Consider the following 15,923-nt stretch of genomic DNA (forward strand, 5'->3'; position numbering starts at 1 on the left):
ATTATCCTAAGTTACGCAGTTGTTTCTTAATAAGATGCCCTTTCCACATCCACAAACCACTTAAAACGATCAGGGGGAAGATGATGAATTTCACTGTAAAGGCGGCCCGGGGAATATCTGCCACGGGGCCGTAAATGTATCCTACAACGGGTATGCTGATGATGATATGGAACCAGCGCATGATCTTTCTTTCTGTTGATGCTTTCATGATGGAAGGTTTTTGAAAGCGGGATAGAGAATGGCGGTCTATCCCGGCTTTCGTTTTTAATAACTTTATTGGATCATTTTTTCACAATCTGCTCTCCCCCATTGCGGTGCAACTGCTGATGCAGGTTTTACTTCGAATTGTTTTAAGGCCTGCTCAAATAATTCCTTCGCTTTCTTTTTATCTCCTCCCCACATAGCTGGCGTTTTAAATTTGATCAGGCCATCCAGGTATAAAGCACGCGGATTAGCAGGGTCCAGCTGCCGGGCTTTGGTAAGCTGCGCACCTGCGGTGGGACCATATTTACGGCCATTCACCATTGGGTCTGCTTCTACCCTGCTCCTGTTTACGAAGCTATACACCGTATATACTTCAGACAGTTCTTTCTGATTACCACCGGGTTTCACGATGGCTTCTGCTTTTTTAATTTGTTCTTCTGCCAGGTTACTGAACTGTGCAGCGCGGTCCGGATCCTTTTGCAGAAAAGCGATCTTTGCATTGCTGTATGCTGCATAATAAACGGGCAGCCATTGTGTGGGTTCCGCAGCAGCGAAACGGCCAAATTCGTTAGCCAGTTGCTGATAATCTGCCACAGAAACAGCTGTATTCAATTTGGCTACAGCGCTTTCCAGTTGGGCATTTGCCGTGTTCAGCATAAAAAACACAGCCAAGAGTGCGATCATTTGTTTCATTGTATATTGTTTTAAAGGTTATCATTTAAAAAATCTTCTGTTCTATCTATGCCCAGGCTCATAAAAATGCCCAGGAAAAAACTTCGTGCAGCCGGTAACGTAACAGGCATTTTGTGCATTCCATTATAACTGTATTCATACCCGAACACCTGTTTGGTACCCAGTACGTTATTCACGCCAAAAGCAATCACGGTAAAGTCTTTCTCCTTCCATTTCGGGAACAGCGTAACCATGTGAGCCAGGCTGAGATTGACTACATTATAGGATCTGGTGGTACCCTGATCACGGATCTTGCCATAGGAAGTGAGGTCGTAATAAGGCCTGCCCGCAGCAAAAGCATAAGAGATACCTGCGCTGGTGCGGATGGGTTCTATGAACCGGCGGGCCACTACAGATAAAGTATGCGGTGCGGTGAAGGAAGGTTCCATCTGGTAAGGGAATTCCAGGTGGTCCCGTTTAGTGGCCACGTAGGAATAGCTTACCCAGTAATCCAACGTTTTAACAGATGATTTATCCCGCCAGAATAATTCAAATCCTTTTGCAGCGCCAGTGCCATTCATGTTTAGCGTGGGTAGTGTTTTCAACAGGCGGTCGTACTGTTTGTAGAACACCTCTGCACGGAACAGCCGGCCATTGGCACGTTGCAGGTAATTCAGGATGTAATGGGTAGCTTTTGCCTGTGGCAGGTTATTGTTATCTAACAGGTAACGGTTCTCCGGTTTCTGATAGAAGATGCCATAGGCCGCATTCAGCGATGCGCCATTTGGTAAACGGTAAGCCATGCTTATCCGCGGTGCCAGGTATACCTCCCTCGAATATTCCAGGCGCAGACCGGTTCGCAGGGCCAGGTTACGTGCCAGCCGCCATTCAAATTCTGCAAAAGAAGCATAGAACTGATCATCCATCAGGCGATCATGTGTGAACTGGTACTCCGCTCCTGCTTTTAATACATGATGCCCCGCGAAGTAATGGCTCAGCACAAAACGGCCGGTGAAGAAATCTTCGCCCAGTTTGAGGTGCTGGTTCTTGTTGGCGTAAGGTGTGTCCGGAATGATGACCTCTGCTTTGGAAGCATCCAGCAGGTTATTTCGTATATCCGTGGTGTTATGATTGTATGCGGCGGCAAGGTCCAGCTGCCAGTTCTTTGCCAGCTGGCTGCGGTGGCTGATGTTCACATACAGGTTTCGGTCTTCTGCTGCAAAACGTTTGCGTAAAGTAGTGCTGTCTATATCCTCCTTTGTAAAGTCTGTTTTATTATAGCCAAAGTTCGCATATACTTTCAGCAGGCCGGTTTTGCCGGTTTTCACACGTACGTTGAGATCATTCATCAGGTAAGCGGGGCCTGCTGCAAAGTCCTGCTCCTGCGGGATCACCTTCGTGTAAGCGTTGTTATTCATGTACCTGGAATAGAACCCCCAGCTGCTGCGTTTATCTTTTGCCACTTTCTGCATCCCTGCTACTGCTAGCATAGGAGAAAGGCCAATGACGGCTGATGATTTGTCGTGCATGCCCGTAGATTCCATCACCAGCGCGCCACTGAGGCCCTGACCGTATAAAGCAGAGTATCCCCCGCTGCTGAATACAATACCTTCAAAAAGAAAAGGAGAAGAAATGCGGTTGTACTGCGGCAACCCGGGAAGCGTAACATAATAAGGCCTGTTCACCAATACGCCATCTACGAACTGGCGGGTTTCTTCACCGGAACCGCCTCTCACAAAAAGACCTTCTCTTTCTCCTATCTGCTGCGCGCCAGGGAGGGTACGAACAGCATTGGCCACATCTCCTCCGTTGCCGGGAACAGAGATCACATCCATGGCTGTCATCACCGCACCTTTACTTTTATCGCTGGCTTCAAAACTGCCGGCGGAGATCACCACAGGATCCAATGTGGCCGGGTCTTTTACCAGGATAAAATGTACCTCTCTGGCAACTGGCAGGATCTTAGGTTTGTAGCCCATATAGGTGGCCACAAGAAATAATTCTCCGGTAACATTGGCTTCAAAGCTGAAATTACCGGCGGAATCAGTGCTTGTGCCCTGTGTACTGCCTTTCAGGGAAATACTGGCGCCTTCCAGGGGCTGATTATTTTTATCTTTGACACTGCCAATAATTCGTTGCGCAGTGGCGTTATTAAAGGCTAAAACCGCCAGGAGGCAAAGCATCAGGGAAGTTTTCATAAGGTGTTGTTTTACAGCAAAGTAAATCCGCCGGCCAGGTTTGAGCAACTGGAATACAAGCAGGCGGAAGAAAACAACAACGAAGCGGAAAACACCGGTTTTAAATCATTATTTTAGAGCAGCATTTTCAGCATAAACGTATACATTGACGACTATATCTTTCCCGCAGTTCCTCGAAACTGCCTTTCAGAACGGAGCCTACACAACAGATGACGTAATTGCAGCTGTATTACCGCTTTTCAAAACCGTTTTAGCCCTGCACGACAGTGGCCTTGTTGCTCCCTTCGATCAGGAGGATGTGCTGCAGGTACAAAACCGTGCGGTTACATTGGATACGGTATTAGCCCATCCACCGCTGGATGCGTTTGAAAAAGTTGCAGCGCTCTACAACGGACACAATCCTCATTTTCAGATCGTTGATAAAGTGAAACTGCTGGTGGACCAGGCCGAAGCCATCAACCTGCAGGTGCATAAAGATGTAACGTTACCATTGCAACACGGCGCTTACATTCCCGGATACCGCAGTTATGAAATGCTGCTGGGGCACCATGATGCGCAAACGGATATCTTCTGCCTCGGATTGGTACTGGCCAGCATTTCCTTAGGGATCGATCTCCATGCTCCGGATGGTTTGGATAAACTGGTAGTACAACGCACGCATCCGCTGGCATATCGCCCCATTCATCCTGCACTGGGTACCATCATTACGGAGATGACGGAATTAAACCGTACACAAAGAGCACAAGACCTTAACGAACTGATCCACCGCCTGGAGCATTACCGGGATTTTGACAGTGAGAAACAACTGGACCTTGGCCAGATGGCAGGATGGAAATACCAGGAACGTAAAGAAAGACAAGGATTCATCCTCAATAAATTACGGAACCGTTTATTTGATGTAAGCAGACGGAACCGCCTGCTGTATTACAAACCTAACGCCCGCTTTGCCAACCTTACCCTGAGCAGTGTGCCCATGGTATTGCATCACCAAAGCATCCGCCCTGAATTATTATTCACCTGGAATGAAGAGATCGCAGAAAAAGTGATAGGCATGAAAGACCTGTCCCTCAACAAATACCTGCGTTTTGAAGATCATCCCTACCTGCCCGGCGTACTGAATAAAGTACGGCTGGAAGCACAAAAGGATATACAGGAATATGGTTTCAGCCAGTTGAAACTGGTGGTGGCCTTTATGAAATGGCATAACCTGCGCGAAGATCCGGAAGAAAGTATGATGAGCCCGCTCCTGCTGATCCCGGTGGACCTGAAGAAAAAGAAACAGGTGGGCGAAGATCAGTATGTGCTTACCATCACAGATAACCATGCAGAAGTAAATCCCGTACTGGCCAATCAGCTGCGCGACCTCTACGGCATTGAATTGCCGGATATGATAGACCTCGAAGAGATGAGCATGGAGCAATTCTATCAAACCCTGCAAACCCAGATAGAAGGCACTAACAAGGGCATTGTACTGCAATACATGCAAAAGCCCCGGATCAAACTCATCTATAAAGAAGCACGGGATACCGTTAATCAATACCAGAAGAAATTAGACAAAGCACCGTTACCGGATCATGAGTTATATGAAGTAATGGAAGGAACGGATAATCCCTACCGCTGGGACTTCGAGACCTGTCATGTTGTGCTGGGCAATTTCAATTACAAGAAAATGAGCCTGGTGCAGGATTATAATTCTGTGATAGATCAGCCGCAGCAGCATGAAGTATTTGAGCAGCTTTTCAGCGCACATCCTAAACCGGTACGCGAAGAAGAAGAATTAGCTTCCACCTTGCCGGAGGAAGAGTGGTTCCATGTGATCCAGGCAGACCCTACACAAACCAAAGCTATCCTGCAAGCACGGAAGGGAGAAAGTTATATTATACAAGGCCCTCCGGGTACCGGGAAAAGCCAGACCATCACCAACCTGATCGCGGACTTTGTGGCCCGCGGCAAACAGGTATTGTTTGTTTGTGAAAAGAGAGCCGCGCTGGATGTGGTATTCCATCGTTTAAAACAACAGGGCTTAGATGAACTCTGCTGTTACATTCATGATAGCCAGGCAGATAAACGTGCTTTCATCAAAGACCTTAAACTTACTTACGAAGCTTTCCTGCGGCCGGGTGAAAACCTGCATAACATCACTGTTCGGCGGAATGCGCTGCTGCATAACTTATCTCAGCAATTACAACTGCTGCAACAGTTCCATGATACGCATGCACATGAAACAGAGAATGCCGGTATAGCTGTACGCACACTGATAGAGCGGGTACTGGTACTGAAGCCTTTATTGCAAACAGTGGAACCTGCCGTAGAAGAAACTGTACCACATTATAAACAATGGCTGCAATTCGGGAGCATTGTGGAACTGTTAGGAGAAGCGCTGGAAGAAAGTGGTGCAGAACCAGTGTTTGCCACACATCCACTCAGTAAAGTGAATGAACAGGTATTTGCCGCAGAGCAACCCCAGCAGTTATTGAACAGCCTGATCGCCAACAGCAGGGCCTTGTTAGACCTTGTGACCCGCGTTATTTCCTCTAACCAGATCACCGCAAAAACAATTGAGGAGTTACGTCAATTAGTATTGAATGCCACGCTGTTACTTCCACTGGCTGAAAGTGGTAATTTATTACTGATAGATGCAAAGAACCCGGAAGCACAGGCATTTGAGCAGGCCATAAAAGAAATTAAAACATTACAGATAGCCGCAGAACAGGCCACACAGCAGAATATTCACTGGCAGCGTAAGTTCAGCGAACAGGATACTTTGCAGGCCATCACCATTGCAGAGAAACACCAGGATTCTTTCTGGCGTTTCCTTTCCGGCAGCTGGCGTCGCCTGAAGAAACAAATGCAGGAGAGCTATGATCTCTCTCAACATGCCGTAGTACCAGCTTTCAGCAGTATCCTGTTATTATTGAAAGCGGAATATGATGCCCTGAACCTGCTGGAACAAACCCGTTCTGCTGTGCGCCAGCAATATCGCATTGATAACATCGACCTTACCTGGCTGACGATAGAAAGATTACGCGTGCGCCTGAGCGATGCCCCTATGCAATACCTGCTGCAACATCCACAGGCACAACAGGTAGTAGAACAACTGGCCCGCCTGCATGAAACCATCCATAAACTGGATATCAGTTTATCTAAAACATTACAGGACCCACCGGTACAGGATTTCATAGAACTTACAGACCTGCTGGATTCCATCAACCTGAATGCTCCTGCCCTGGAAGAGTTATTACCCGTATTAAGCAATTACCTGGAAATGCCCGGCGGCCTGAAGCTCGCGTTACGCACGCTGCCCTGGACGCCGGTAGAAATGGAAGCCGGCATGGCACACAAAACACTTAAACAGATCTATCAGCAGAATAAACCCTTTGCCAATACCGGCAGCCAGGTGATAGAAAAAGCAGTGGAACAGGTGAAACATTGCTACGGGGAATTGTTACAGGTGAATGCCTCTTTCATCCGCGCCAATATCCAACAGCGTTTCGGGCAACATGTGCAATTAAGCAACAAAGCACTTTCGCAGGTACCAGAAGAAGAACAGCCCTTTGCAAAGAATTACGGTGAAGGCAGAAAGATCCTGGAGAATGAATTTGCCAAAAGCATGCGGTACAAAAGTATCCGCGAACTTACTTCCCGCAGCAGCGGCCTTGTGTTGAAAGACCTGAAACCCGTGTGGCTCATGAGCCCGCTCAGTGTGAGTGATTCACTTGCGTTGGATCAGCCTTTCTTTGATGCCGTGATCTTTGATGAGGCCAGCCAGATCACACTGGAAGAAGGTGTGCCTTCTCTCTATCGTGCCCCGCAAACCATTATCGTGGGAGACGACCGGCAAATGCCGCCTACTGATTTCTTCACCGCCAAAGCAGGTGATCCGGATGACCTGGAAAGAAATGAGGAAGAAGATGAGATCCTTAGTGCAGATGCGGACAGTCTGCTTACACAGGGCGCCCGTAAGATGAACAGCGTGATGCTGGGATGGCATTACCGCAGTCATTTCGAAACCCTGATCAGTTACAGCAATCATGCGTTCTATGGCGCCAGCCTGCTCACCATCCCGGACCGCAGTATTCACAGTGGCGTTAAACCGCCTATCAGCATACAACAACCTTCTGATGCGCTCTTCTCCGTATCTGCATTATTTGACCGCAGTATCAGTTTCCATCACTTACCTAACGGCACTTATGCGAAAAGAGGGAATACATCAGAGGCTACGTATATCGCACACCTGGTGCGGGAGTTATTAATGAAGCGGACGCCGGAGAGCATTGGTATTGTGGCTTTCAGCCAGGAACAGCAGCATGCTATTGAAGCTGCGCTGGAAGCATTGGCAGTCAACGATAAAAAGTTTGATGAACTGCTGGACGATGCTACTGAGCGAATGGATGATGGTCAGTTCACCGGGTTGTTTGTAAAGAACCTGGAGAATGTGCAGGGAGATGAAAGGGATATCATTATCATGAGTGTTTGTTATGCACCGGATGCAAGGGGTAAGATGTCCATGCACTTTGGGCCGATCAATAAACGGGGTGGTGAGAAGCGGCTGAATGTTATTTTCAGTCGTGCCAAGCAGCACATGGCTATTGTGAGCAGTATCCGTCATCACCAGATCACCAATGTATATAATGCAGGGGCCAATTACCTGCGCCGCTTCCTGCAATATGCAGAAACGGTGAGCACAGGTAATATGACCATGGCGCGCAGTATCCTGGATGGCTTATCTACAGACAAACAAACACGCCGTTACCGTTCAGGAGATACCATCATCTTGCAGGAGATCCGGGAACAGCTGATACAACAGGGGTTTTCAGTGTCTGAGCAAGTGGGGCAATCCGGGTTTAAATGTTCGCTGGCCGTGAAAGCGCAGGAAAGTGATAATGCTTATGCGCTGAGTATTATCGTGGATGATGATAATTACTATCAGCATAGTGATGTATTAGAGCAATATTATCAGCGGCCAGCTATCCTCGAAAGCTTTGGCTGGCGTACGATCACAGTATATGCCAAAGACTGGCTGCTACAACCGCAGCGGGTGATGGAGGAAATATTAAAGCGGCTGGATCGTTTACCGGAAGCAACGCCTCTCTCCTCTTTGATCCCGCAGGAAGCAACACCGGCGGGGACTACGCGGTTAATTTCCGGCGAAGGAAAAACAGCGAAGTTCTGGGAAATAGCAGTGAGTGGCGGGAAGTTGTTCATCCGGCAGGGACGTGTGGGTACAAAGGGACAGATACAAGTGAAGACCTGTGCGGATGCTGCTGATGCAGAGAAGGAAAAGGAGTTGATGGTGCAGGAGAAAGTGGCTGCTGGCTGGAAAGATGGTGCAGGTAATTCGAATGAGTTGTTTTAAATAACAGCCACGAACCATTCTGATAACGATCTGAATAAATTTCTCGTTGAAAACCGAATGGCTATTGCGAATTCATCTAAATAAAAAAACGAACTGAATAAGCTCTTGTGGATCATGCTATCTAAACAAAAAAGCGAACTGAATAAGTTCTTGTGGATCATGCTATCTAAACAAAAAAACGAACTGAATAAGCTCTTGTGGATCATGCTATCTAAATAAAAAAACGAACTGAATGAGCTCTTGTGAATCATTCCATCTAAATAAAAAACGAACTGAATGAGCTCTTGCAAATCATTCCATCTAAACAAAAAAACCTCCCGTTTTTGCTCAAAGAGCAAAAACGCATTTACCCTACCAGCGCCTTACGCGCATTGGCATGCTGGCGCAGCAAATTGAGGATGAATTCATTTTCAGGATACTGCGTCAGCCAGTCTTTCAGCATATTATTATCTGTAACAGCCACATCCCGTGGAACATACCCCATGCCATAGAACTTCCCTTTCTCCATGAGGATACAACTGCGTTCCGTAGCTTCCCGGCCACTATCCACAATCACAAAAGAAGGTTGTTCTGACTTCAGGTGTTCAATAGCAGCTGCTACACGTTGGTTATATTTAACCGGTTTTTCTTTCTTATCACAGGCGCCCTTACAGGATTTATCCGCTATCCCAATGCAGGCATCATTATCCGTTTGCAGGAAACAAAGTTTCGGGCATAGTTTGAATTCGCGCACCAATTCCCGCATGCGCTGATGCCCGTCTATGAGCAGGTTGAAAGTATATACAGGAGAAGAATATTTCCTTCGTTTTTCAATAGCCAGCCGCAGGTAACCACCCTGGTCTTCAAAAACATAAAACCCAAACTTAGATTCAATACGTTTCTGTGCATTATTATAAGGCGGCCATAAACGACGGATCTCAATAGATTCCAGGATAAAAGCCATCAGCTCCGTACCCGTTTTTTCATAAGAGATCCCATATATGTTCCGGATAAATTCCTGTTTCTTCCGGCCGGAACTATTGCCGGTAAAGTGACTGGTCACCCGTTTCTTAATATTCCTGGCCTTCCCCACATACACCACTTTCCCTTTTTCATTATGAAAGTAATACACCCCGGGACAAATGGGCAGATCCGCCACCTGTTCCTGCGGCAAATGCAGCGGCAGCCACTGTTCTTTAGAACGGACATTCAATGCCACCGCAATAGCACCATCCACATCCGCCGCCATGATCCTTTCAAACAGCTGTACGGTAGCCAGGGCATCTCCTGTAGCGCGATGGCGCTGCTGGATATTGATATTCAGCTGCCGGCATAAATTCCCCAGGCTGTAAGAAGGAAAACCCGGAAAAACCTTACGGCTGAGGCGTACGGTACAGAGTTTCCTGCTTTGGAGTTTATACCCCGCCGCATCCAGCTGGAATTTGAGGAAAGAGTAATCGAAATTAACGTTGTGGGCGATGAAGATCTGGCCCTGCAGTAAGGTGAAAACCTGCTGCGCCACCTCTTCAAATGAGGGGGCATCAGCCACCATTTCGTTTGTGATACCCGTAAGGGCCTGGATATACCTCGGAATAGGCATGCCTGGATTGACCAGCGTTTCGTACTGCTGTACGATCTGCTTCCCATCATGAATAAAAATGGCTATTTCCGTGATACTCCCGGCACTGGCGTGCCCTCCCGTGGTTTCGATGTCTACGATGGCGTACATAATGGCAAATATAGTATATCATACGCAAGGTATGTGCGCAGGGTGAGTAAAGAATTACCCGTTTTCCCGGTGGTTCGGATTTTGCAGCATTATAAGTGGAAACAGATCTGTTCATCCTAAAATTTCTACTTATGCAATCGCCTAAAAAAACAGCATCACAAGCTGAACCGAAAGATGAATTTATTGATTATGAAGACGTATCCGAAGAAAAACGGGAAGAGGCAGTTCAAGAGGCGGAAGACGAAGACCTCGAAGAGAACGATTTTGCCGGAGCAGTGCGGGATAGTATAGAAGATGCTCCCGGCCCCGAGGATGAAGAAGAAGATGAGGACGAAGATGATGATGAAGAAGATGAGGATTTCGAAGAGGACGAACTGGAAGATGAACTGGAGGACGAGGAAGAGGCAGAAGAAGACGAAGATGTAAGGTAATTTCCCTCGCCCCGAAAGAGGCCCGCTCCAACATGAAAAACTAAAAAGGTTCCGTGTGATAACGGAACCTTTTTCTTATGAAAAAAAATTATAATTAACCTTCCGGCGGGTATGGATCATTACCATAGCTGTTTCGCTCTCTGATCCTTCCGTCTCTACGATGAATAATAACCTCCGAACGTTGTTTTTTAGCAACATCTTTGGCATATGAAATAGCTTCCGATTGGCGGGTAGTTATTACAGAAGCTGTTTTACGCCCTTCTGCCAGCACAGCCCAACCATTTCCCAAAGGGACTACATGTTGACTTTTCCTTGCCATGACTCAATTTTTATAAAGTTACAAATTTTCAATGATGATCTTGCTGTTCCTGATAAACTCGGCTGCTGTGGCTTTCCTGATTATTCTTGCTGAATATCGTTGATCTGGCCCCCAGCCACTTATACCAGCCCATTCACCGGGACACCTGGCCAAAACAGCGACCTCTTTTCCCGAATATTTCAATAAGTCGGCTAAATTATGGTTTTTTATTTGCCGGAGTTTTGTAATGGTTGTTGAGAGCAAAGATGCCCCATCTGCAGTAGCTTTATACGCATTGAATTCAGTTTCGTTTTCCGGGAATCCGCGTTTGAATCTAAGCAGGCCGCAAATTTTCAATTTAAGCATTAACTCAATTGCATATCCCGCCAGGTACATTGCCGCACTATAACGTTTGTTCTGCAAAAGTATATTGGAATCTTTGAGTCGATTTTGAGCAATTTTTCTTAAATCCTCTTTTAACAGCATAATCTTTTCACTCTTTAATATCTTAAGAGATGAAAATTTAGAAAATAGGTGAACGTAAATCCCGAGAAAATAAACAGTCCACCAACAAATATATCGGCGGACTGCATTCATTCAGACAAATATAATTTGGATCAGCTATTCGCGATCTTTTTCTTCTTTTTACCTTCTACATAATTTTTAAAATTCCTTACATCATTCTTCACCATACTGGCGAAAGCGGGATTCAGCAACCTGGCCAGCCCTGCTCCCACATAACCTGCCGGTGGCCTGTAACTGATAGTCACATGTAATTCCGTTCCACCATCCGGCGCATCGCGGAAAATTATTTTACCGGCATTAGAAATATCTGCACCTTCAGTAGAACGCCATGCCAACACTTCATTTTCCTCGTCTTCCACAATTTCCGCATCCCATTCCAGCGCAAAACCACCCACCAGTTTCACTGTCCAGTGAGAATGCCTTTCGTCTATCACTTCCACATCATACAGATGCGCCATAAAAGCAGGTAAATGATCTAATTGCCGCCAGTAGGCATACACCTCATTACGCGGGCGGTTCACATTGAACTTTGTACGGATATTTACAGCTCTTGCATGGTGCGGCCGGAGATTGTCTTCTACCATGGCAGAAACGGGACAATTACCGGAAATACCCCTGTAAAGGAGGTATCCACCAGCCAGCATTCGGCCCAGGCTTTTTAAGGGAGATTTGGAAAAATTAGCGCAGGCGAGGTATAATAAAGAAGCCCCTGCCGCAGAAGAGATCATTCTTCCTGTTTTACTCACATTGATCACTGTTGAACTATCGTAGAATGATTCCGGGCGGGGATGGTTAATGTCATGCTCCATATAATCGGTTTTGTGTTATTTTATACCAAAACCCTGCTGCTTTTCAATCAAATGATTTACAATGCTTTAGGTTTTTCACACACAACACAGCCTGTGTAGAAAAATACACAGCTATTTCAGGGAATGTAACGCTACACGATTCCCTTCGCTATCGATAAAAACAGCCATATAACCGATATCTTCTGTAATGAGCCGTTTAGGCAGGTGCAATTTACCGCCTGCAGCTTCCACCTTATCCAGTTCATTCTGCAGATTGCCTGTTGGGGAAGTGAAGTAAATGAGCGATCCATCCATGGATGGTTTGTAAGATTCTTTGTGATAGACGAGTGCACCTGCGGCGCCGGGTGCATTGTAATTGGCGGGGAACCAGGCCATTTCAAATTCACCCATATTATTCAGTTCCATTTTATAATCAAAAACGGCTTGATAGAAAGCGATGGCTCTGGGCATGTCGGCAACGGGGATTTCGAACCATCCGGCTACATTTATTTCCATGTTGAGGTTGTTTTTGGGGTGTAAACTTTCTCAATTAACAAAAATGTGAGAGGATTGTTTATAGTATAAACAAGTAGTGCTGATCCATGATCAGCACTACTTATAATAAGCCGGATCTACCCCAGTGAATGTACACCGCGGGACCTGGCCAGATGTTGCCCTTCGGCAATTTCTTCAATCATCTTCTTGCAGAAAGCGGGTAAGTCTTTAGGACTGCGGCTGGTAACGAGTCCCATATCCACTACCACTTCCTTATCTTCCCAGTTGGCACCGGCATTGATAAGATCTGTTTTAATAGATGGATAGGAAGTAACCGTCCGGCCCTTCAGTGCGCCGGTTTCTATTAAGGTCCATGGGCCATGGCAGATAGCCGCAATGGGTTTCTTTTCTTCAGTAAAGCCGGTAACGAAAGTCACGGCATCCTTGTTAACCCGTAACAGATCCGGATTCATCACACCGCCCGGAAGTACCAGTGCATCATAATCTTCTGAGGATACTTTGTCTACCGTATTATCCACGCGGTATTCATCTCCCCACTCCTTTTCCGCCCAGGCTTTCACGTTGCCGGATTTAAGTGAGATCACTTCTATTTCAGCGCCTGCATTTTGCAGCGCTTCCACCGGAACCGTAAATTCCGATTCTTCAAATCCATCTGCCACGAGGACAGCTACCTTTTTACCTTTCAGGGAATGTTGTTCCATAATGCATTGTTTTATGGAATATGCAGCAAAAAGGAGTCCGATTACGGCCAGCGCAGGTTTCATGAATTATTTGGGTACTTAATTGCTCAATATGGGGTTAATCTTCGTCCTTGCCTTTCCCTAGTTTAAATTTAACTTTTCCATCATCTCCATCTACTGCCCGCAGGTTAACAACAATACCTTTTTTCTGGCGTTTAGTCAGTTCAACAGCATCACCGGACAGCTCATCATTTTTAGGATTGCGGAGCGGAACCTTCATCTGTATATCCGTTCCTTTGGGCATACCATACGTTCCTTCAAGTTGAATGTTCAGCACGCTGGAAGCGATGATCATCGGATTGATCACTATCTTGTTCCCTTTTATATCCAGGGTATTGTGTATGTTTTCAAAAGTGATGTTAGACATATCCCGTTTGCGGAAAACGAACTTGCCTAATTTCTCCAACGGCTCAAAACCTACGAGCGCACCTTTATTCAGATCAAAGGTGACGGAGCCGAACATAGAATGTGGTTTAATACTCGCGTCTTCTTTCATGCCGCCCGTCACTTTTGCTGTTGCAGAAAATACTCCTTTGAGGTTCTTTGCCTGGATGCCTTCCTGCCCAAAATTCTCAAAGGCCCGGAAGAGCTGATCTACCTGTACCTTATTCACTTTTGCATCTACGGTGAAACGATCGTTACCATTACTGGCATTGAGAATGGCGCCATTGAAATTTATTTGTCCGCCTGCGGCCTGCAGTACGGCATTATCCAGTTTAACACCTGTCTGGCTGAGTTGAATACCTGCTTTCACATTACTGGCGGTGAACTGGCGGTATTTTACTTTATCCAGCACTACGTTCATGTTTACGCTACAGGCTTCCAGCACAACATCCAGTTGTTTCATGATGCGGGGTTTGGCATGGACAGGCTGCTTTTTGGAAACATGTTTGCGGCGTTTGGCAAAGAAGGAATGGAATTCATTCAGGTTGATCATGGAACTGTGAATAGACCAGTCCAGCGTTATCTTTTCAGGCGCTGCAAAATAGAAGTTGAGGATGTTGCGGATATTTCCTTCCATGGTTACGGCACTGCTGCCACTTTGTAAACGGATGTTGCGGAAGTACAGGTCCTGCCCCGTAAAGTCAAGTGTGGCCAGGCATTGCTGGAATGTTTGGTTACGGGGTACATACGTAAAAGCACCGTCCTTGATCTGGATGATCCCATTTACAAATCCGGGTACCGTATCATTAGGATTCCAGGTACCTGCATATTCAAGGTCTACTTCTGCCTCTCCTTTCGTGAATTCAAACAGATGGGCACCTACTATATGCGTGAGCCTGGTGAGCGGAAATTTGGACTTAAAACGGCCTGTTAGTACAGGTTTTTTGAGATTGATGATCCTGATCGTATCTGAGGTAACAGGAATGCTGTCATACTCCCCTTTAAAATTAAAAAGGCTCAGGCGGGAGTTGGCATCATTGTGCCCCATCCCTGTCGTTACCTCGTTGAGGAAAGCACCATTAAAGCTGCATTTATCGAGGGTAACGGCTTTTGCGGTGAGGATATTATCTTTCACATCCCAGGTAACACGTATATAGGGTGTATCCCTGAATTTCATATGTCCCCTGATATCTGCATGTACATCCAGGGGTTTCTCAAAACTGATGCTATCCATCTTATGAGCAAGAGCCGGCGTAAGTAGTGATGCGGCCTGGCGAAAAGGGATCTGGTCTGCTTTGATCGCCAGTACAAATGCGGCAGGCTGCTGGCTGAAGTTAAATTCACCGCCAAAGGAAACAGGTTGTTTGTCGAATTGCAGGATCTGCGGTGGAATGCGTAATGTTTTGGATGCGGTGATATATTGTATCTCCAGATCAGTTTGCATCACTTTGTTTTGCGCGAAACTGCCTTTGGTGGTATTGAATTCCAGGTTCCGTATATGCATGTCCGTACGCAGGTTGCAGGTCCAGCCACTGCTTGCATAATCCATTTCCCCGGAGAGAGAACGGATATCGAAGAAGAAGTGTTTGAACTTCTGCAGGTTTTCCATGGAAAACTGGATGTTCTCCATGCTGAAACTCCTGAAAGTAGGCTGTTTGCCAGTTTTCTTTTTGGTGGAATCACCTTTAAAAAGATAAGTATTGGAATAACCAGTGCTATCCGTAAAGATGCTGATGTTTCCATCTTTCAGTTTCACCTCTTTTATATCTATTTCCTTATGCAAAAAAGCCATGGTATTCACTTTCACGTACACTTCCTTTATAGCCAGCAAAGGCCGCTTGTGCTGTGCGAATAAACTATCCTGGAGGGATACATCTTTCAGCGTAATGGATATATTGGGAAAACTGCGTATCAGGGAAGGATCCATATCCCGGATCACGAGTGTGCCATTGATGCGGCTGCTCAGCTGACTGGAAATTTCGGTGAGGATGGCCTGTTTATTATTCCGGATCACCAGCGCCAGTATGAGCCATAGTAAAATAATCAGCACAATAAAGCTGCCTGCAGAAATAAGTGAGATGCGTAACCAGCGGGGCATGGGTC

12 protein-coding genes are annotated in these 15,923 nt (G+C 46.4%); 2 read left to right on the plus strand and 10 right to left on the minus strand.

Translation table 11 applies throughout. The features are described 5' to 3' along the window. Position 1 precedes the first annotated feature (1 nt). The 3 genes from GFS24_RS05585 to GFS24_RS05595 all read right to left on the minus strand — a co-directional run bounded on the left by GFS24_RS05585 (position 2) and on the right by GFS24_RS05595 (position 3,074). On the minus strand, positions 2-208 hold the full coding sequence (locus tag GFS24_RS05585; protein WP_153658593.1) for a hypothetical protein: 207 nt from the start codon (positions 206-208) through the stop codon (positions 2-4). A 65-nt stretch (positions 209-273) separates the two neighbouring features. Continuing rightward, complete coding sequence (locus tag GFS24_RS05590) at positions 274-897, minus strand: hypothetical protein (RefSeq protein ID WP_153658594.1); 624 nt, start codon at positions 895-897, stop codon at positions 274-276. An 11-nt stretch (positions 898-908) separates the two neighbouring features. Next, on the minus strand, positions 909-3,074 hold the full coding sequence (locus tag GFS24_RS05595) for a TonB-dependent receptor (RefSeq protein WP_153658595.1): 2,166 nt from the start codon (positions 3,072-3,074) through the stop codon (positions 909-911). A 145-nt stretch (positions 3,075-3,219) separates the two neighbouring features. Here GFS24_RS05595 and GFS24_RS05600 point away from each other — a divergent pair, with 145 nt between their 5' ends. Next, entirely contained in the window at positions 3,220-8,430 is a 5,211-nt protein-coding gene (locus tag GFS24_RS05600) for an AAA domain-containing protein (protein WP_153658596.1), read from the plus strand. 346 nt (positions 8,431-8,776) lie between these two features. Here the strand turns inward: GFS24_RS05600 and GFS24_RS05605 are convergent, their stop codons facing one another. Then, entirely contained in the window at positions 8,777-10,138 is a 1,362-nt protein-coding gene (locus GFS24_RS05605) for an exonuclease domain-containing protein (RefSeq protein ID WP_153658597.1), read from the minus strand. 131 nt (positions 10,139-10,269) lie between these two features. Here GFS24_RS05605 and GFS24_RS05610 point away from each other — a divergent pair, with 131 nt between their 5' ends. Then, complete coding sequence (locus GFS24_RS05610) at positions 10,270-10,569, plus strand: hypothetical protein (protein ID WP_153658598.1); 300 nt, start codon at positions 10,270-10,272, stop codon at positions 10,567-10,569. A gap of 94 nt (positions 10,570-10,663) precedes the next feature. Here the strand turns inward: GFS24_RS05610 and GFS24_RS05615 are convergent, their stop codons facing one another. From GFS24_RS05615 to GFS24_RS05640, 6 genes are all read right to left on the minus strand, one after another. Continuing rightward, complete coding sequence (locus tag GFS24_RS05615; RefSeq protein WP_153658599.1) at positions 10,664-10,888, minus strand: DUF2188 domain-containing protein; 225 nt, start codon at positions 10,886-10,888, stop codon at positions 10,664-10,666. An 18-nt stretch (positions 10,889-10,906) separates the two neighbouring features. Further along, positions 10,907-11,464: a HEPN domain-containing protein gene (locus tag GFS24_RS05620; RefSeq protein WP_153658600.1), complete on the minus strand. Its 558-nt coding sequence runs from the start codon at positions 11,462-11,464 to the stop codon at positions 10,907-10,909. Between the two features lie 20 nt (positions 11,465-11,484). Next, a complete protein-coding gene (locus tag GFS24_RS05625) occupies positions 11,485-12,201 on the minus strand; it encodes an SRPBCC family protein (protein ID WP_153658601.1) in 717 nt (238 codons plus the stop codon). Between the two features lie 111 nt (positions 12,202-12,312). Beyond that, entirely contained in the window at positions 12,313-12,696 is a 384-nt protein-coding gene (locus tag GFS24_RS05630; RefSeq protein WP_153658602.1) for a VOC family protein, read from the minus strand. 116 nt (positions 12,697-12,812) lie between these two features. Next, entirely contained in the window at positions 12,813-13,397 is a 585-nt protein-coding gene (locus GFS24_RS05635; protein ID WP_153658603.1) for a type 1 glutamine amidotransferase domain-containing protein, read from the minus strand. A gap of 97 nt (positions 13,398-13,494) precedes the next feature. Continuing rightward, positions 13,495-15,918, minus strand: coding sequence for an AsmA-like C-terminal region-containing protein (locus GFS24_RS05640; RefSeq protein WP_153658604.1), 2,424 nt, complete (start codon positions 15,916-15,918; stop codon positions 13,495-13,497). Between the last annotated feature and the right edge of the window lie 5 nt (positions 15,919-15,923).

The sequence above is a fragment of the Chitinophaga sp. SYP-B3965 genome, from assembly GCF_009647655.1.
GTDB lineage: Bacteria > Bacteroidota > Bacteroidia > Chitinophagales > Chitinophagaceae > Chitinophaga.